Genomic DNA, 18368 nt, shown 5'->3' with positions numbered 1-18368 from the left:
CTCTCCGGAGTAGTGAGCAATGACACCGCGAGAACTCCGTGCGGACGTGCCAGCCTTCCAGGAGTCGGCGTATCTCAACTTTGGGGCTCATGGGCCAAGCCCGGCATATGTTGTTGATGCGGTCAGCGACACCGTTGCCGACCACGAGTTCAACTCCGGGGCTGACGACCCCTACACGACCGCTTTTGCGAGCTACGACCGTGCTCGCGAACGCGTCGCCGCGTTCATCGGAGCCGAGCCAGAGGAAGTTGCTCTCACAGAGAGCACAACCGACGGGATCAATCGGATCGCCACAGCCGTCGACTTCGAACCCGGTGATGTGGTCGTCCGTACCGATCTTGAACATCCGGCCGGCACACTGCCGTGGCAACAGCTTGAAGCGCAAGGCGTTGAGGTACGCGTCGTCGAAACCACCGACGGCCGCCTCGACATCGACGCCTACACCGAGGCCGTCGCCGACGCACGGCTTGTCTGTTTCAGCGCGGTAACGTGGACACATGGCACACAACTACCCGTTTCCGAGCTGGTCGATATCGCCGCCGAGGCCGGCGCGTTTACCCTCGTTGATGCGGTGCAGGTGCCCGGTCAACTCCCGATGGACGTTCAGGAGTGGGGGGCCGATGCCGTGGCCGCAGCCGGGCATAAATGGCTGCTCGGGCCGTGGGGTGCGGGCTTTCTCTACGTTGACCGTGCAGTCGCCGACACGATGGAACCAAGCGCGGTCGGCTATCGGAGCGTCACCGACCCGACAGCCGCCGAGTTGACCTACGAACCCGGCGCGAAACGCTTCGAGATCGGCACCACCTCGCCGGGCCCCCACGCCGGCTTGATCGAGGCGATCGATGCCATCGAGTCGGTCGGGGTCACGACGATCGCCGACCGGATTGAGACGCTGACCGATCGACTGAAAGCCGGGGTTGACGACGAGGCCCTGCTGAGTCCACAGGCGTACGAATCGGGGCTGGTGTCGATCACCGTCGACAACCCCGAGGCGACCGTCGAGCGACTCGCCGAGGAGGGGATCGTTATCCGGTCGCTGCCCCACCCCGATGCGATTCGTGTGTCGGTACATGCGGTCTCGACGGCCGCCGAAATCGATGCAGTGATCACGGCGTTGGAGACAGCGTAACCACTACCGACACGCGCGTCTGGCTCAGCGAACGTCCCTACTCAGAACACCGAGCAGCCCCCGGTCGGCCTAACCCACGACACGCCCAACAGCAGCTACCGAACTGCGTCGGCGACCTTCTCGATCGGATGCGGCGGCTTCCCGTCGTACTGGTCGGCGTCACCGAGTTGCGAGCGACAGGAGGTACCCGGTGCGACGACTGTGTCGGCCGGCGAGTCGTCGACGGCGTCAAACAGCAGCCGGCCGATCGCCTGGCTCATCGAGTAGTGTTCGGCCTCGTAGCCGAAGGAGCCGGCCATCCCACAGCAGGTGGTATCCAGCACGTCGACCTCGTAGCCGGCCCGTCGAAGCACGCCGACCGCGTGGTGCTCCCGGCTGGCGGCAGTCTGGTGGCAGTGGCCGTGATACGACAGCGTCTCGTCGCCTGCCGTGTCGATGGCGTCATCCAACCGGAAGGTGTCGATATACTCTAAGACGCTGTAGGTGTTGTCGGCGACGGCTTCGACCGCATCACCGGACAACAGATCGAGATAATCCTCCTGATACATCACCGCGTCGCTGGGTTCGACGCTGATGAGTTCCCAGCCGTCGGCGACACGGTCGGCCAGCACCTCGACGTTGGCCTCGGCGGTTGCCGTCGACTGGTTGAGCAGGCCCTTCGAGTGGGCCGGTCGGCCGCTGTCGGTCACCTCCTCGGCGATGGCGACGTGGACACCGGCGGCTTCGAGCACCCGAACCGCGGCTTTGCCGACATCGGGCTGGGTGTAGTTGGTGTATGGGTCAGGGATCAACAGGGCCTTGCGGTCGGCGTCGGCCTTGCTGACGGCTGGCGTCCGGTCGCGGTTCCACCTCTGAAGCGTGTTGCGCGTAAACCTCGGCAACTCCCGTTCCCGGGCGATGCCGAGGGTTTTCTCGGCGAGGAGACCGCTGCCAGGAAGCGCCGTCGCTATGTTTGACAGCGGGGCCAACGTGCTCCCGAGGCTGTACAGCGTTTCGACGTTGGCGAAGAGCTTGTCGCGGAGTCCGATCCCCTCGCGTTGGTGGCGTTCGTGGGTGATCTCCGTTTTGAGCTTCGCCATGTCGACACCGCTGGGGCAATCGCGCTTACAGCCCTTACAACCGATACAGAGATCCAACACCTCGTCGCTGAACTCCTCGCTGAACACGTCGTCAGGGAGTTCGCCGCTCATCGCCCGGCGGAGCATATTTGCTCGCCCCCGCGTTGAGGTGATCTCCTCGTTTTCTGTCGCTCGGTAGGTTGGACACATGACGCCGCCTGTGGTATCCTGGTGACCCTCACAGCCGGCACAGCCGTGACAGAGTTCGGCCATCCCCTGAAAGCCGTTATCGTTGTCCCAGTTGAGCGTTGGCTCAAAATCGGCGTCGAACGCGTAGTCGGCGTCGTATCGCAGATTCTCGGTCGGGTCGGCGTCACCGCTGACGTTGCCGGGGTTGAGCAGGTCATCGGGATCGAAGGCGGCCTTGAGTCGCTGGAACAGCGACCAGATCTCGTCGCCGTAGAGCTTCTCGTTCCACGTCGTCCGCGCGCGCCCGTCGCCGTGTTCACCGGAGACCGACCCGCCGTACTCGACGACGAGATCGGTCACGTCGTCGCAGATCTCATGCATCGTCTCGATGCCATCGTCGGCTTTGAGATCGAGCAGCGGGCGGATATGTAGCACGCCTGGCCCGGCGTGGGCGTAGTAGGAGGCAAAGGTGTCGTACTCCTCAAAGAGCGTCTGGATGTCGCTGACGTATTCGGGGAGATTCTCGGCTGGGACAGCGGTGTCTTCGATGAACGGCCAGTGTTTTGCGTCGCTCGTCCGCGAGAGGAGGATCGGCAGGCCGGCCTTCCGCATCTTCCAGAACTTGGCCTGTCGGTCGTCGTCATAGGCCTCTAGGGCGTCGACGGCGTAGGGTTCGTCTGTCGTCGTCGATCCCGCGTTGTCGCTCGGCGCAACCGCCGCATCACTGCTCGGCAGCCGGTCAGCCAGGAGGTCGGCGATCTTCTGTTTGCCATCCGCCATCGAGTCGGCATAGAACTCAACGAGCAGCGTTGAATCGGTGCCCTCAGGCAGAAAATCGACGACATCGGCGAACTCCGGACGGTCGGCCGCGAGATCGAGAAACACGTCGTCCATCACCTCAACGGCCGCGGGATCGTGTTCGAGGATCGGGGCCACGTCCTCCATCGCGTCGATCACGTCGTCGTAGGTCAACATGACGACCGCCGTCTCGTTGGGGATCGGTTCCAGCGAGACGGTCGCCTCGGTGACGATGCCGAGGGTGCCCTCACTGCCGGCCAGCAGGCGACCAACGTTGACCGCGCCGTGTTCTTCGGCGTCTTCGATCAGTTTATCGAGGTTGTACCCCGAGACGTTGCGCATGAGATCCGGGAACCGAGATCTGATCGCATCGCGGTGATTGCGGAGGATATCGCTGACGACAGCGTAGACCTGCTCTTCGATGCGTGGGTCGTTGGTACCCGCGGCGGCCTCGGCGCGGTCGTGGAGTTCGTCGACCGACATCCACCCGAACGTTGTTACCGTCCCGTCGGCGAGGACAACCTCTACCGATTCGAGATAGCCGTCGGCCTTCTCGTATTTCAGGGAGTGTGCGCCCGTCGAGTTGTTGCCGATACAGCCGCCGAGGACGCTTTTGTCGCCCCACGCCGGATCGGGGGCGTATTTGAGGCCGTGCTCCGCAAGCTGGTCGTTGAGTCGGGCGAGTGTGATCCCGGGTTCGGCGGTCACCGTCTGGGCGTCAGGGTCGACCTCGATGATGTCGGTGAACCGCTTTTTGAAATCGAGGACGACCGCCTCGTTGACCGTCTGGCCCGCAAGGCTGGTGCCACCGCCGCGGGGGAGTACCGGAATCTCGTTGTCGGCGCAGTAGCGCATCACCGCCTGCACGTCCGCGGTCGACTCGGGGACGACAACGCCGATCGGGAGCTGGTGATACGCGCTGGCGTCGGTCGCAAACAGGTTGCGAGTATAGCTATCAAAGCGCACGTCGCCGTCGACAAGCGCTTCGAGATCGGCGACGAGGCCGGGGTCGTCGACCTCGTCGCTCCGATAGTCGTAGTTGCTTCGCGGATCATCCGCCGGATCCGGGCGTGGATCGTCGGGTGGGGTTGTTTTGCTCATGGTATCTGTTAGCTAGGGTTTGTGAGACGTGATCAATGAATCTATGGTTGGCAGGCGCTGTGAGGGTGTCGTCGCTATGGGCGTTGGAGGGTGATCTGTGCGATCGTCCCGTCGTCGACATCAGCAACAAAGATACCGCCGGAGTAGGTGGCGATCCGGTCTATCAGCCAGAGGCCAGCGCCGCTGGCGTGGCTCAGTGTGGATTCGTCAGCCTGGTCGAGAACCGCAAGCTCGTTTGTTGGAATCCCCGGGCCGTCGTCGGCGACGGTGATGTGTACCTCATCGTCGGCTGTGGCTGTCACCCGGATCTCCCCGCCATCCTGCGTCGCGTGTTCCAGTGCGTTTTCGATGAGGTGAGCGACCGCTGCCGGGAGCTTTGGGTGGCCAACAACGGTTGCTGTGGTGTCGATATCGACGACAAGATCCACGTCGGCTGGTGGCTCAGGGGCCGCCGCGATCCCGTCTTCGATAACAGTCTCGACAGGCAGCTCCCGGCGGTCATCACGGCGTTGAACGACCGTCCGCATCGTCCGGGCGGTTTCGGCGGTCGACTCAAGCCCTTCGGCGTGGGCCAACATCTGCTCAGTAAACGCCGTTTCACCACAGTCTTCGGCAAGCTGCTGAATTCGGGATTTGATCACGCTGAGCTCCGTCCGCAGATTGTGTCGGAGGACACGGTCGGTGACAGCCTCCAGCAGCTGGAGGTCTCGCCGGTTTTCGATCAGCTTGATCGCTGTCGTGAGGCTTGAGGCCAGCGTCTCGGCGATCTTTTGATCACCAACGGTGATATTCTGTGGGCGCATCGCCGCCGGGATCAGTACGCCGAACTCGCCGATCGGTGTGATCACCTCAGAGCGGATCACGCTCGCTTCGTTGTAGGCCTCCCGGTGTTCCTGTACATCCGATACCAACCGCGTTTCACCCGCCTCGTAGGCTTCCCAGGCCAGACTGTTTCCGGGTTCGAACGTCGGATGCGTCCCGATGAGCTCCGCGGCACGCCCGGTCGCGCCGATCGGTTTGAGTTGATCTGTGGCGGGGTCGGCCCGCCAGATCCCAGCGGTCGGAAAGTTGGTCGCTGTTGGGAGCTGGTCGACAACCGTCTCAACCATCTCATCGACGCTGTCGGCGGTGACAGCGTCTTGGGTGATCGATTGGATCGCCTCAAGACTCTGCACGCGCTCTGTCCGGGTCAGCGCGATACGGCCGAAGGCCGCAAGCAGTTGGCCCAGTTGCCGGGCTGTTTCGTCGAAGCTATCTGGTCGGTCGTCGCCGACGATGACAACGCCGTGATCGCCCAGCGGCAACGATAGAACGCTTTCGATCGTCTCGTCGTCACAGCGGAGTGTCGCGTCGGTTTCCGACAGCGCGTCGATCCGGCGTGGCGTCCCGTCGTACGTTGCCCACAGCACCGAACTGTCGGCTGCGTCGCTCTGGACAAATACCGGCGTTTCGGCGGTTGTTGCCGCCGGCTGTAGTGTGTCGGTGCCCCGATCGTAGCGGTGAATCTCTGCGACCGCCACGTCGAGCACCGACACCACCGTTGCTACCGTTCGGTCACAAGCTGTCGCCTGATCGTCGCTTGTCAGAATCGCCGCCGACTCCTCGGAGAGCGATGCTAACGTCCGCTGGCGGCGTCGTTCTTCGGTGATATCCACATACAGCAGAAAAATCTCCTGGCCGTTCGGGGTTCTCACCGGCACGCCGCGCAGGAGAAACTCGCCCGTTCCGGCTGTCGTCTGTCGGCGCACCGCCTCGGTTACAGGGTGACCGTCACGGAGGCGTGATTCGAGCTCGACCAACTGGTCTGGGTCGCTGTTGGGGGTCAGATCGGTGGGATCAATCCCGTCGACCGGGGCTGTCGGCTGTCCAAACGTCGCTGTGAACGCCGCGTTCGTGCGACCGATCTCACAGCCTGTTTCGCCGACACCGACGGTGACCATCGGCTCATCGATCGTCGTGAACAGTGCCTCAAACCGCCGGCGTGCGTCGCCTAGTGTCGTTTTGACCTGCTTGGTTCTGCAGGCTGTTGCCAACTGCTCATTGAGCGGTTTCAGCCCTGTCAGCATCGCGTCATCGAACGGTTCGCCACGCCGGCCGAGCAAGAGCATCCCAAAATCAGGCAAGTTGAACAGCCAGTAGTGGCTGTCGTCACCGACCGCCGCGGTGACCGGCAGCGACGTGTGGTGCTCCTCGTCGGTGACTGCCCGCCTTATCAGTTGATCTTCGGCAGCTTCATACAGCGGGTCGTCTGCCCCGACGGCCGCATCCGGGCCGACGAGCCGGTACTCGCCCGTGTCGCGTCGCTCGAAGACCGCGCCGACCGAACAGTCGAGTCGATCCAGATACGCGTCCAGCGCGGTCGCCGCCGTCGCTTCGAGTGTCTCCTCGGGGGTGATCGCCAGCGACAGCGCGTACAACGTTTCGATCCGTTGGTGACTATCCATCTGTGAGTTTACGTGATATCAGCGACGGAGTCGCCTTGGGTCGCGGTCAGTCAGTGAGACCACATCGTGTACGGGACTCAGTAGCAACTTCGCCTACCGCCAACTCCATTTGCGGCCACGGATCGCGCGCATGGCAATAAACCCGATCAGCACCATCGAGACGAACGTGATCGAACTCGAGACCGTGAGATAGCCGGACGCCACCAACACCCCAGCCATGATAATCCCCATCACCACGGTCGACACCAGTTCGAGATCAGTGACGCTGGACATACTCTGAGGGATACCGGCGACGCGAAAAATCGTTTCGGTCAGGTATCCCCGGACACCGACTCGGCAGCAAGATCGACCCATTCCCCCGTGTTGTCGGCGCGCTCGATGGCATCGAGAACGCGCTGGACGGCATAGCCGTCGGCAAACGATGGCTGAAACGCCGTCTCGTCGGCAACCGCCGAGAGGAAGGCCGCGTTTTCGTGGACGGCGGTGTGTTCCCACCCGAGAACGTGGCCCGGCGGCCACCAGGCGTCCAAGTAGGGGTCGGTCTCCTCGGTCACAAGCACCGTCTCATAGCCGCGGGCATCGCCGGTGAGCACCGCCAGTTCGTTGAGTCGTTCAAGCGAAAACCGCAGACTTCCCTTGGTGCCGTGGATTGTGATGGTATGGTCGTTTTTGTGGCCGGCGGCAACACGGGAGGCCTCGAAGGTGGCAGTCGCCCCGTTGGCGAAGACGGCTTCGGCGGTGTAGGCGTCGTCGACAGTGACCGGCTGATACTCGGTGACTGTCTCGCCGTCGTCGGCGTAGACCGGGCGTTCATCGACGAACGTCTGTCGCTGGCCGGTGATGCGGTCGATCCCGCCGGTGTGGTCGCCGATGAGAAACCGTGCGAGATCGATCGTGTGCGCTCCCAGATCCCCGAGTGCGCCGGAGCCTGCGGCGTCGCTGTCCAGCCGCCACGTCCAGGGGGCTTCGGGATCGACGAGCCAGTCCTGTAGATAGCGCCCCCGAAACTGCTGAATCTCGCCGAGTTCGCCGCGGTCGATCAGCTCCTTGGCGTGCTGGATCGCGGGGAGAAAGCGATAGTTGAAGCCACACCCTGCCGGAACTGTCGCCCTGTCTGCGGCCTCGGTCATCGCCTCGGCGTCGGCCAGCGTCGTCGCCAGCGGTTTCTCACAGAGTACGGCGGTGTCAGCGTTGAGCGCGGCAATCGATGGCTCGGCGTGGCGGTGATTCGGCCCGAGATTGTACAGCACGTCCACGTCGTCGATGACGGCTCGCCAGTCGGTCGCTGTGTGCTCGAAGCCGAGTCGATCGGCGGCCTCGCTGAGCGCGGCCTCGTCGCGGCCGATCAGCGTGTGCCGTTCTGTCGCTGGGGCCTCTGGGACGAACATCGGGAGCCGGGCGATAGCGTTGGCATGGGCACGACCCATGAACCCATAGCCGAGCATCCCGACCTGCAGGGGGTCAGCCATCGCTTCCACCGTGTGGTCGATCGTCGATCAGTCCCGCCGTGGGTTGTTGTGACATACTCGCCGCAACAGCGACCAGCCGAATAACGGTTCGCCCACGGCGCGATCCGCTGGTGCCCACCAGTCAGCCTCACTCAACCCCGACGGCGTGGCTCGCGTCCGCGGAGCGATAGATCGCATCGATCACCCGCTGGACGGCTACCCCCTGTTCGACCGTGTTTGTCGTCGGTGCTTTTCCCTGCCGGACGTGCTGAAGAAAGGAGCCAACCTCGGCGGCATGCGTGTTGCTGTCGCGGGTTTCGACGGTTGTTTCGGTGAGATGCTCTTGCCCGGCTGTGTCCGCCTCATAGAGGGTGAGCGAATCGGCTTTTCGGTCGTAGATCGCGCCGGCGTCGGTGCCGCGAAACACGAACTCGTCGGTTCGCGGTCGGTTGGTCGCCCACGCGACTTCCAGAGAGATCGTGCGGTCGTCGGCCGTGCGGATGAACGCGCTAGCGGCATCCTCAACATCGAAGGCATCGGGGCCCTCGTCGTCGCCCCACATGTGGAGATAGGTGTACTCCTCACGGGTGCCGAACGCCGCCCGTGTTGTCGCCGAGACCTCGGTGATCTCAGGGAAGTCAAGCACCGACAACGTAAGATCGATGGCGTGGACGCCGAGGTCGATCATCGCGCCGCCGCCGGCGACCGCCTTCGAGGTGAACCACGAGCCTCGACCGGGGATGCCGCGTCGCCGCACGTAGTTTGCCTCAACGTGGGTGATCTCGCCGAATCGCCCCGCTGCGCGGTAGCTGGTGAGCACGTCGATCGGGGCGGCAAACCGGTTGTTGAAGCCGACCATACAGAACCCCTCAGCGTCGGCAGCCGCCGCCGCGATCCGTTTCGCGCTGTCAAGCGTGTGGGCGAGCGGCTTTTCGATCAGTACGTCACAGCCAGCCGCCAATGCGGCGGTTGCATACTCCTCGTGGTATTTGTTTGGCGTCGTGACGAAGATGGCCTCGGCGGCATCAAGCAGTGGTTCTAACCGCTCGTGCGTTGGCACTGCCCATTCGGCGGTGAACTCACCGCGGGCGGTTTCGTCGATGTCGACGCCACCAACGAGGTCGGCGTCGTGGTCGGTCAGGATCTCGGCGTGGTGGGCGGCGATTCCCCCGAGACCGACGATGCCGACGCTGACTGGCTCCGGTGTCATTGACATGGTTCGGGCACCGCCAGCCGATAAACCTGTGGCCACGCCGGAGATTACCCTCCGATCGAGTCAGGATCGTCGAGCGCAGCCACCACGTCGACCGCGGATCGGTTCTCGGCGACATCATGGACACGGACGATATCGGCCCCGCGCTCGGCGGCTAAAGCGGTTGCCGCAACTGTCGCGTCACGCCGGTCGTCGGGCTCGCTGTCGATCTTGCTGAACATGGATTTTCTGGAGTGGCCGACGAGCACGGAGCAGCCGAGGGCGTCGAACTCGCCGAGGCGATCCAGCAGCTCAAAACTCTCCGCGCTGGTTTTCCCGAAGCCGATGCCGGGATCGACGATGATCCGCTCGCGGGGGATACCGGCTTTTTCGGCGAGTATCAGTCGCTCGTTGAGGACGGCGAGAACATCCGCAACGACATCGTCGTAATCGATCTCCTTGTCGGGGACGACCGGCGCGTCGATCGAGTGCATGAGGATCACCGGCACCTCGCGATCGGCGACCAACTCCCGCATCGCCGAATCGTCAAGCCCGGTTACGTCGTTGACGATATCAGCACCGGCATCGAGCGCGGCCTCCGCAACCGCGGCTTTCCGTGTGTCGACGGAGATGGCCACGTCCAGTTCGGCGACAGCCTCGATGACCGGCACGACGCGATCGATCTCCTCGTCGACGCTCACCGGTTCCGCGCCGGGGCGCGTACTCTCGCCGCCGATATCGATGATATCTGCTCCCGAATCGACGAGTGCTCTTGCTCCTTCGATGGCCGCATCTTGATCAAAGAAATCGCCGCCGTCGTAGAAGCTGTCGGGCGTGACGTTGAGAATGCCCATAACCGCGGTGCCATCGTCCCACGGTCTGGGCTCGGTCGATGTCGCGTCGGCGGCGGTCTCGGCAGCGAGGCCCAACCCCTCGCGAAGATCGGCTGCGACCGCCGGGAGGCCAACGCCGCAGTCAGCGAGCTCCGTTGTCAGCGCGCGGAACTCCGCGAGTGTCCCCGAGAGGACGAGTTCATGGCGTTCGCCCGGTGTCGTGACGCCCGAAGCGACGCAGTTGCCGCCGAGGGAGGCGAACTGCTCGCGGAGGATGGCCGCCTGTCTATCGTCAACACGGGTCGCGATCGTTCGGTGGACTGTCTCCTCGTGGCCGCTGTCGATGTCACCGGCTGTTGCGTGAATCCCCTTCAACACCTCAGTCGCTGTTTCGGTGTCATCGACGCGCTTTGGAATATCGAGCCGCGTCACCGCCGACCGCGCTTCGCCGACCGCAAACAGCGACCCCGTGACGAGCAGACAGTCGTTGGGGCCAACCCGCGTTTCAGCCTTGGTGATGGCATCGGCGACCGCCTCGCCTGCGGTCACCGACGCGATGCCTTCGGTTTCGAAACAGCGGGCGAGAACGGCCGGATCTTCGGCGCGGTCGAGATTTGGCCGGCAGGTGATCACCGATGTTGGCGTCGGCAACGCGGCGACCATCTCGGCGTGGGGCTTGTCGTGCATCGCGCCGAAGACCACGTGGAGGTCGTCGTACTCGAAGGTCGATAGCGTCTCGGCGACCTTTTCGATAGCGTCGGCATTGTGCGCGCCGTCGAAGACGGTCAGCGGCTCCGTTTCCAGCACCTCAAACCGCCCGGGCCAGTGGGCGTTGCGTAACCCCCGCCGGAGGGTGTCGGTGTCGAGGGTGACGGCTGTATCGTCGTCATCCTCGTCGAACGTCTCGATGACTTGGCCGGCCAGCGTCGTTGCGATCCCGGCGTTGAGGGCTTGGTGTTCGCCGAGTAATGCGAGCCGTGCCGAACAATCCAGCCCGTCGGCAAACGGTGCTGGGAATTTGGTGGTTCCGTCGCCGCTGCTCGCAGCCGCGTCGTCGCCCGGCATCGACACCGAGATCTGTGATTCGGTGGTCGTCACCCGGCTATCGTAGCCGACGGTCACGTCTGTCGATCCGTCGGTGCCAACTGTCAACACGTCGCCAGCGTCGGCTTGGAGTGTCGCAAGCGCGTCACCGGTCGTTCCGGTTACCAGCGGGGTTCCGTCCTCGGGGGCGACTGCCGCTTTTGTCGCCGCGATCTCTTCGATTGTCTCACCCAGGACGCTCGTATGTTCCAAGGAGATGGTCGTCACGCAGCTGGCGACGGGATCGATGACGCTGGTCGCATCAAACTCGCCGCCGAGGCCGACTTCGAGGACGGCGACGTCGACGTTCTGTCGATCGAAATACCAGATTCCGAGCAGGGTGACAACCTCAAAGAAGGTCAGCGGCTCGCCGTCGGCGGCGCGGTCGATCAGCCACGGTTTTACCTGCTCGACAAACTCGGTGATCGCTTGGTCGGTGATCGGCCGCCCGTTGACCTGAATCCGCTCGTTTAGCGCTTCGAGGTGTGGCGAGGTGTAGAGGCCAACCGAGTAGCCGGCCTCCCGTAGCACGGATTCGGTCAGCTTTGCGGTGCTGCCTTTCCCGTTAGAACCGGCGACCTGCACGAACCGGATGTCGCCCCCGGGGTCGTCGAGTTCCGACCGCAATGCGGCCGCGGATTCGATCCCCGGCCGCACCTGAAACCGGCGGAGGTCAAAGAGGAAATCCACCGCCTCGTGATACTCCATACAGGTTGATCTCGCCGCCGCCGCTTATGGGTAACGAAGGGGGGGTAGTCGAGATCGTCCTCTTAGGTGTCACGACGCAATATCCCATCGCTTCTCGATGTTGTCCCGAACCACCGGCCACCATAGACGGTGCCGTGATTGAGATGCAGGTGCAAGCGAGACTGTTGGGCCGATTACCGACTCAGTCTGTCCGGTCTGGACGCTGGCGGTGTCGACCATACAACGACCCGTCATCTATCACACAATCTCCGATCCCGGGCAGGATCGCTGTCATCAACCGCGAGGTCGAAGTCGCGGCGGTCTCATCGGCTGCTCGCGGTGGTGTGGATCTTCTCAGACACTGTCGTCACCGAACGAGAGCGTGAGCCCCTCGTTTTCGTAGCTGTTGATAAGTTCGGTGACAACCTCGTCGTAGGATTCGTTATCGATGCGGAGGGCGTCGAGTCGCTCGATGGTCTTGTCCTCAAGTTCGACTACCGGCATAGCAGTTGTTCTATGCTGTCAATCGGATTGAATGTAACGCCGACCGCCGCTTACTCCGCCGTTGTGGGGGCAACGCGAACCCACTCTTCGAGCCGGAAGCGGTCGTACTCGCTCGTCGATTCGAGTGTCCAGGCCTCGTCGTCCCACGCGGGATAGACTGCATCGCCCTCGTAGGTGCCGGCGACCCGACTCAACACCATCCGGTCGAGATGCGATTGAAACAGGTCGTAGATCACCGCCCCACCGATCACGTAGACCGTCTCCGCAGCCAACCTCTCAGCGACAGTGATCGCGTCGTCGACGCCGGCGGCGTGGTGTGCAGTCGGTACGTCAAATTTTTGCTCGCTTCGACTGAGGACTATCTGGGCGGTGCCCGGCAGGCCGTCCAACATCGACTCAAAGGTGACCCGCCCCAAGATGACGGGATCGTCGGCGATCCGCTCGCGGTACTGTTGTTTGTCGGCTGGGATCGACGGCCACGGAAGCCCGCCGTCGTCGCCGATTACACGGTTGTCTGCGAGTGCGGCGACTGACACCAGTTCCATAGCCAGCGTACGCGCGGTAATGCAAAAACGATTGGCGTATCGACTCAGCTCGGTTCGTTGATCGCAAGATTGGTCGCGGCGGCGGGCTCGTTGGTGGCCAGCGAGTAGAGCCGTTTCCGGGCGTCCTGAATGTGGAGTCGCTCCTCGATGAGGTCATCATCGGCCAGTGTTGTCAGCGCGTAGCGAACGGTACGGGAGGGGAGCAACGATTCGGTTGCGAGGTCACCCTGCGTCAACGGCCCCTCGTATTCGAGCGTTTTGTAGACTAGCTTCGCGCTTGGCGGGAGATCTTCGAGGGTTGATCGGGTGGCGTCATCCATAAAAAGTAGCCGATACGCCGGGAATTAAACACCACGCGGTTGTGCATCGCCCGCGGTCGACCGTGTATCGCCACTGCCGAGGGAGCTACTGCTGTCGAGTGGAAAATCAACAGAAACAACGATCGTTGATCGGAATCCGCGCGGCGTCGTCAACCGGTCGCTACGGCGCTTCGCCGGTTTCGAGCGTGAAGTCCGCGATCGGGTAGGCCACACAGGTCAGGGTGTAGCCCTCTTCGATCTCCTCGTCGGTGAACGTTTCCTGCTCGTAGTGGATCACGTGATCCTCAGCCGGGCCATCCTCAATGTGACCCGCACAGGAGACACACTGGCCCTGCCGGCAGGCATACGGCAGGTCGAACCCCTCGTCTTCGGCCGTGTCAAGGATCGTCTCGTTGCTGGCAACCTCGATCGTTTCGCCCTGTTTGGCGAGTTCGATCTCGTGGTACTCGACCTCGTCTTCGGGCATCTCCGCGGGGCTCTGTTCTTCCGGCTCGGCCTCTTCGAGTTCGCCGTCATCGCCTGTTTCAGCCCCGCCTTCGATGGCGACCGCGCCGCCACCGCCGCCGATCGACCGGTTCATCGGCTCAGGGAAGCTGGTTTCCGGCACCGCCGCTGCGCGCTTCTCTAAGATCTCCTGGGAGATATCGGGGTTGGCCTCCCACTCGGTTCCATTGGCAAAGTGCAGCACGACGAATATCCCTGTCAGGGCTGCAGCGATGCCGAACGCCACAAGATCAACCATACTGAGGCGTTAGGAATCGGGGGTTAATTACCTTACGAGGTTCCGCCTGCGTGTGTCGCGATCTGTGACGCTCACTCGTTGCGAGCGACATGATGTCGCCCAAAGCCGTATCGGAGCCGGTTGGCAAGCCGCCGGGAGAATCGCCCCTCGTTGCGGCTGTCGAACCGCTCGGCGAGGGCCTGATAGATGAGTGGCACCGGCACCTCCTGTTCGAGTGATTCCTGCACCGTCCAGGTGCCTGTCGAGCCGCCAGCGACGTGGTCGGCAACATCGCCGAGATCGCTGCCCTCCTCGACGAAGGCCTCCTCACAGAGCTCAAGCAGCCACGAGCGGATCACCGCGCCGTTGTTCCAGGTTCGGGCGATCGACTCCATATCGAGGTCGTATCGACCGTTGGCCAACAGCTCAAAGCCCTCGCCGTAGGCCTGCATCAGCGCGTACTCGACGCCGTTGTGCACCATCTTCACGTAGTGACCCGCGCCGGATGGGCCCATTCGATCGTGGCCATCCGGGCCGGTGGCGACCGCATCGAAGACAGGGGTGAGTGCCTCGTAGGCCCACTCGGGGCCGCCGATCATCAGCGAGAACCCCACCTCTGCGCCCGCGGGCCCACCGCTGGTGCCGCAGTCGAGGTAGGCCGCCGAACAGGCGTCGGCGCGGTCGACCGATCGCTGGAACTTGGAGTTGCCGCCGTCGACGACCACGTCGTCCTCGGTGAGGTGTGGATCAAGATCGTTGAGGGTTGCATCGACCGCCTTGCCGGCCGGCACCATCAGCCAGATCCGTTTGTCCGCGCCGAGTTGCCCGACAAAGTCGGCGATCGAGTCGGCGGGCGTCGCCCCCGCGTCGGCTGCCGTTGTGACCGCGTCGTCGTCGAGATCGAAGGCGACCACGTCGTGGCCGCCGTTGACGGTACGGTCAACAACGATCTGTCCCATCCGGCCAAGCCCGATCACGCCGAGTTGCATGCGCGGAGGAAGGCGGTGGGGGGTGGTAGTGGTTGTGATTGTACTCGCCCCAACACAGGGGAGTTTTCACCGTTGCCGACAGAATCAGTTCATGGACGATTCACTTATCGACAGCAGCGAGCTTTCGCTTGATCGGCGGTCGGTGCTCCCGGGCACGGGGTTCTTCTATCCGAACTCACTCGACGAGGATCGCAGTGAGAAACGCGCGAAAGACGCCATCGACGGCGCGGAGGCCGTCGTTGTCACCGACTCCGATGCCGACGGACTGGGCTGTGTCGCGCTCATCCGCGAGCGGTACGACGCCGCGCTCGATGTTGAGCCGTTTCTTGACGCGATCGAGAGCCGACTTGACGATGGCGACGACACCGATGAGATAGCCGTTGAGATGGATGACACGGGTGACTCCGCGGTCGGGCTGATCGCCGCCGGGCCCCACTCGCTGGCAGAATCCTTGGAGTATGTCGCTACGTATGCCGAGCCGGGCACCGATGTCTACGTCTGTGATATCGCGCCGGATAGCTACGATGCGGTTGCCGATCCGCTTGAGACGATCCGTGATCGTGACGACCGGGTCTCGTGGTACGACCACCACCAGTGGCCGAAGAACGTTGCCGACGCTGTCCGTGATATCGGTGTCGACCTCGTTGTCGGCGATTCCGACGCGGAGTGTAGCACGGATGTCACGTTGCGCTCGCTGGCGTATGACTTTGAGGCGCAGTTCGCCGAGCTGGCGGCGGTCACCCGTGATCACGACCTCTGGATCAAGGATGATCCACGGAGCATGGATCTGGCCGACTACGCCTTCTGGACGGACGCCGAGGAGTATGCCGCTGTCGTCGGTGCCTATGGGGCGTCGCTGCCACAGCCGGTCGAGGCGTACATCAGCCACCGCCGCGTCGAAAAGGAGCAACTGATCGAGAAAGCGGTCGACCGGGCGGCGTACAAATCGGTCGGCCCGTGGACGGTCGGCGTCACCTACGGCCGCTGCTCACAAAACGAGGTTGCCGACGAGCTCCAAGACGTGGGTGCGGACGCCGCGGTGATCGTCAAACCGTCCGGCAGCGCGAGCATCCGCGGCGGTGAGGCTTTTGAGTCCGCCCATCTGGTCGCCCGGCAGGTCAACGGCGGCGGCCACCCGAAGGCGGCCGGCTGTAAGCCCGAGATCTACGACGACATGATGGATTACGCCTACCACTGGACAACGAAGGGTGAAACGGCGAAACGCGTGATTCTACAGGCCTTCGAGCATGTCGCCGAGGATCTAAACACGGCTGACGCGGCCGATGAGGGTGAGGAAAACGACACCGACACAGCCGTCGACGAGTAGCGACGGTGCTTGATCACCGCGTTCTCCCCCCCTCGACCCCCGACACTTATGATTGTGTAAACAACACAGTGGGTCGTGGTTTACGAGACAGAAAACAGAACCATCGATGACGCCGTCGCTCGCGTTCTCGATGGCGGAATGATCGACCGCACAGATGCTATCGCGTTGTTGGCGCAACCGGTTGACGACCTTGCCGCGGCGGCTGACGCCGTGCGAGCGACACTCGGCGACGGCACCGTCGACGCCTGCAGCATCGTCAACGCGAAGGCTGGTAGCTGCGCCGAGGACTGTGGGTTTTGTGCTCAATCGGCGCATTTCGATACCGGCATTGAGACACACGGATTCCTCGACCCCGAGGAGATCTTAGCGGCCGCCAAACGCGCCGAAGCCGACGGCGCACAGCGGTTTGGCATCGTCGTCGCCGAGAAAGGCGTGAGCAAGCAAAAACGCCCCGAGGAGTGGGCCGACGTCCTCCGTGCGGTTCGACTCGTCCGCGATGAAACCGATATCGAAATCGACGCCAGCCTCGGCCTCCTCACGCGGGAAGAGGCCAACATTCTCGCTGACGAAGGACTCAATCATTACAATCACAACATCGAGACCTCCCCGCGGTACTTCGATGAGATCGTCTCGACACACACCTTCGAGGATCGCCTGAAAACACTCCGCCGGGCGAAGAACGCCGGGATGGATCTCTGTGCCGGCGTGATTCTCGGGATGGGCGAGACACCAGCGGATCGTGTCGACGCCGCGCTCGAACTGCGGACGGTCGGCGTCTCCTCGCTGCCGGTCAACATCTTGAACCCGGTCGAGGGGACGCCGCTCGGCGACCGTGAGTCGGCGGCGATCTCGAAGACCGACCTGATCAAAACCATCGCTGTCTACCGACTACTCCATCCGACCGCCCGCGTCCGGCTGACGGGTGGCCGCGAGGTCAATCTCGCCACGGATGAACAGCACTGGCCCTTCGAGGCTGGCGCGGACGGCCTGCTGACCGGCGACTATCTCACAACCGGCGGCCAAGACGCCGCAACCGATATCGAAGTGATCGAGCGCGCCGGCCTTACGCCAAACATGGCTGTCAATGAGTTTGACCCTGAGCGTGTCAAAACAACGGCTAACCACGACGGTGCGGACGCTGCCGTCGAATCGCGTGCCGACGACTAACTATTCGCCAGTAAACGCCGGGTCGTCATCGTTCTGGAATGCGGTGACACCTTCGCTGAAGTCCTCGGTATCGAGCAGTTGCCCGAAGGCGTGGGCCTCGATTTCGAGGCCGGCGTCGGTGTCGTCGCGGCCGGCGCCCATCGCGCGTTTCGTGTATTTCTGGGCGAGCGGCGGGCCAGCGGCGACCTGTTCGGCCACCTCCATTGCTCGCTCGCTGAACTCGTCGCCGTCGACAACGCGGGTCAGAAAGCCGTAATCGGCCATCTCCGCCGCGGTGTAGTGGTCGCCGGTGAAGATGATCTCCTTGGCGCGACTTTCGCCGATGAGGTTCGGGAGTCGCTGGGTGCCGCCCCAGCCTGGCAGCAGCCCGAGGCTGTGTTCGGGCTGGCCGAACGTCGAGTCGGCGGTTGCGAGTCGGAGATCCGCAGCCGTCGCCAACTCCATCCCGCCGCCAAGACAGACACCGTCGACCGCGGCGACGACGGGCGTGTCGCAGGCGTCGAGTCGGCCGAAGGTTTGTTGGCCGGTACGAGCGAGTTCGACACCGTCGGTGGTGGTCATCTCGTCGTCGGCCAACGCTGTAAGCTCGGCTCCCGCTGAGAATGCGCGGTCACCTGCACCGGAGAGAAGCAGACAGCCCACATCGTTGTCGGCCTCAAGGGTGTCGATGACGGTCGCGAACTCCTCAAGGAGCGCCGGCGTGATCGTGTTTAGCTCGGCTGGCCGGTCAAAGATCACGCGGGCGACAGCGTCGGTTCGCTCGATTCGAAGCGTTTCGAACGCGGTGGGAGTCGCGTCGCTATCGTCGCTGTCTGCGTCCATACGCGGCCTAC

Annotated in this window: 15 protein-coding genes; 3 read left to right on the top strand and 12 right to left on the bottom strand. The window is 63.3% G+C overall.

Annotated features, from left to right (window positions below):
• Positions 1-19: 19 nt before the first annotated feature.
• Positions 20-1129, top strand: a complete 1110-nt coding sequence (locus DP106_RS11480) for an aminotransferase class V-fold PLP-dependent enzyme (RefSeq protein WP_120085424.1) — start codon at positions 20-22, stop codon at positions 1127-1129.
• A 95-nt stretch (positions 1130-1224) separates the two neighbouring features.
• On the opposite strand, the gene DP106_RS11475 is transcribed toward DP106_RS11480, so the two are convergent.
• The 11 genes from DP106_RS11475 to gnd form a co-directional block, all read right to left on the bottom strand.
• Positions 1225-4275 carry an FAD-binding and (Fe-S)-binding domain-containing protein gene (locus DP106_RS11475; protein WP_120085422.1) on the bottom strand — a complete coding sequence of 1017 codons (3051 nt, stop codon included), beginning with the start codon at positions 4273-4275 and terminating at the stop codon, positions 1225-1227.
• A gap of 74 nt (positions 4276-4349) precedes the next feature.
• The gene (locus DP106_RS11470) at positions 4350-6719 is read right to left on the bottom strand and encodes a sensor histidine kinase (RefSeq protein ID WP_120085420.1); all 2370 of its coding nucleotides are present in this window, start codon (positions 6717-6719) and stop codon (positions 4350-4352) included.
• A 93-nt stretch (positions 6720-6812) separates the two neighbouring features.
• On the bottom strand, positions 6813-6992 hold the full coding sequence (locus DP106_RS11465) for a hypothetical protein (RefSeq protein WP_120085418.1): 180 nt from the start codon (positions 6990-6992) through the stop codon (positions 6813-6815).
• Positions 6993-7030: 38 nt separating this feature from the next.
• Positions 7031-8188: a Gfo/Idh/MocA family protein gene (locus tag DP106_RS11460; RefSeq protein ID WP_120085416.1), complete on the bottom strand. Its 1158-nt coding sequence runs from the start codon at positions 8186-8188 to the stop codon at positions 7031-7033.
• A 127-nt stretch (positions 8189-8315) separates the two neighbouring features.
• Positions 8316-9377, bottom strand: coding sequence for a Gfo/Idh/MocA family protein (locus tag DP106_RS11455; RefSeq protein ID WP_120085414.1), 1062 nt, complete (start codon positions 9375-9377; stop codon positions 8316-8318).
• A gap of 50 nt (positions 9378-9427) precedes the next feature.
• Complete coding sequence (gene folP / locus DP106_RS11450; RefSeq protein ID WP_120085413.1) at positions 9428-11983, bottom strand: dihydropteroate synthase; 2556 nt, start codon at positions 11981-11983, stop codon at positions 9428-9430.
• A 333-nt stretch (positions 11984-12316) separates the two neighbouring features.
• Positions 12317-12466 carry a DUF7557 family protein gene (locus tag DP106_RS15890; protein WP_165857879.1) on the bottom strand — a complete coding sequence of 50 codons (150 nt, stop codon included), beginning with the start codon at positions 12464-12466 and terminating at the stop codon, positions 12317-12319.
• Between the two features lie 50 nt (positions 12467-12516).
• Complete coding sequence (locus DP106_RS11445; protein WP_120085411.1) at positions 12517-13011, bottom strand: dihydrofolate reductase; 495 nt, start codon at positions 13009-13011, stop codon at positions 12517-12519.
• Between the two features lie 44 nt (positions 13012-13055).
• Positions 13056-13331 carry a MarR family transcriptional regulator gene (locus DP106_RS11440; protein WP_120085410.1) on the bottom strand — a complete coding sequence of 92 codons (276 nt, stop codon included), beginning with the start codon at positions 13329-13331 and terminating at the stop codon, positions 13056-13058.
• A gap of 160 nt (positions 13332-13491) precedes the next feature.
• A complete protein-coding gene (locus DP106_RS11435; protein WP_120085409.1) occupies positions 13492-14073 on the bottom strand; it encodes a 2Fe-2S iron-sulfur cluster-binding protein in 582 nt (193 codons plus the stop codon).
• Positions 14074-14144: 71 nt separating this feature from the next.
• Positions 14145-15041: a phosphogluconate dehydrogenase (NAD(+)-dependent, decarboxylating) gene (gene gnd / locus DP106_RS11430; RefSeq protein WP_120085407.1), complete on the bottom strand. Its 897-nt coding sequence runs from the start codon at positions 15039-15041 to the stop codon at positions 14145-14147.
• Between the two features lie 91 nt (positions 15042-15132).
• Between gnd and DP106_RS11425 the strand changes: the two genes are divergently transcribed.
• Both DP106_RS11425 and bioB read left to right on the top strand, forming a co-directional pair.
• Positions 15133-16368 (top strand): DHH family phosphoesterase, encoded by a 1236-nt coding sequence (locus DP106_RS11425; RefSeq protein WP_120085406.1) that lies wholly within the window; start codon positions 15133-15135, stop codon positions 16366-16368.
• A 75-nt stretch (positions 16369-16443) separates the two neighbouring features.
• Complete coding sequence (bioB, locus tag DP106_RS11420; protein ID WP_120085404.1) at positions 16444-17535, top strand: biotin synthase BioB; 1092 nt, start codon at positions 16444-16446, stop codon at positions 17533-17535.
• On the opposite strand, the gene DP106_RS11415 is transcribed toward bioB, so the two are convergent.
• Positions 17536-18357, bottom strand: a complete 822-nt coding sequence (locus DP106_RS11415; RefSeq protein ID WP_120085403.1) for an enoyl-CoA hydratase/isomerase family protein — start codon at positions 18355-18357, stop codon at positions 17536-17538.
• Positions 18358-18368: the final 11 nt, after the last annotated feature.

The organism is Halonotius pteroides (genome assembly GCF_003605635.1).
GTDB lineage: Archaea > Halobacteriota > Halobacteria > Halobacteriales > Haloferacaceae > Halonotius > Halonotius pteroides.
This window is presented reverse-complemented; position numbering and strand designations above follow the sequence as displayed.

Coding starts and splice junctions, on each gene's coding strand:
- DP106_RS11480 (WP_120085424.1), top strand. CDS start 20: ATGACACCGCGAGAACTCCGTGCGGACGTGCCAGCCTTCCAGGAGTCG.
- DP106_RS11475 (WP_120085422.1), bottom strand. CDS start 4,275: ATGAGCAAAACAACCCCACCCGACGATCCACGCCCGGATCCGGCGGAT.
- DP106_RS11470 (WP_120085420.1), bottom strand. CDS start 6,719: ATGGATAGTCACCAACGGATCGAAACGTTGTACGCGCTGTCGCTGGCG.
- DP106_RS11465 (WP_120085418.1), bottom strand. CDS start 6,992: ATGTCCAGCGTCACTGATCTCGAACTGGTGTCGACCGTGGTGATGGGG.
- DP106_RS11460 (WP_120085416.1), bottom strand. CDS start 8,188: ATGGCTGACCCCCTGCAGGTCGGGATGCTCGGCTATGGGTTCATGGGT.
- DP106_RS11455 (WP_120085414.1), bottom strand. CDS start 9,377: ATGACACCGGAGCCAGTCAGCGTCGGCATCGTCGGTCTCGGGGGAATC.
- folP (WP_120085413.1), bottom strand. CDS start 11,983: ATGGAGTATCACGAGGCGGTGGATTTCCTCTTTGACCTCCGCCGGTTT.
- DP106_RS15890 (WP_165857879.1), bottom strand. CDS start 12,466: ATGCCGGTAGTCGAACTTGAGGACAAGACCATCGAGCGACTCGACGCC.
- DP106_RS11445 (WP_120085411.1), bottom strand. CDS start 13,011: ATGGAACTGGTGTCAGTCGCCGCACTCGCAGACAACCGTGTAATCGGC.
- DP106_RS11440 (WP_120085410.1), bottom strand. CDS start 13,331: ATGGATGACGCCACCCGATCAACCCTCGAAGATCTCCCGCCAAGCGCG.
- DP106_RS11435 (WP_120085409.1), bottom strand. CDS start 14,073: ATGGTTGATCTTGTGGCGTTCGGCATCGCTGCAGCCCTGACAGGGATA.
- gnd (WP_120085407.1), bottom strand. CDS start 15,041: ATGCAACTCGGCGTGATCGGGCTTGGCCGGATGGGACAGATCGTTGTT.
- DP106_RS11425 (WP_120085406.1), top strand. CDS start 15,133: ATGGACGATTCACTTATCGACAGCAGCGAGCTTTCGCTTGATCGGCGG.
- DP106_RS11415 (WP_120085403.1), bottom strand. CDS start 18,357: ATGGACGCAGACAGCGACGATAGCGACGCGACTCCCACCGCGTTCGAA.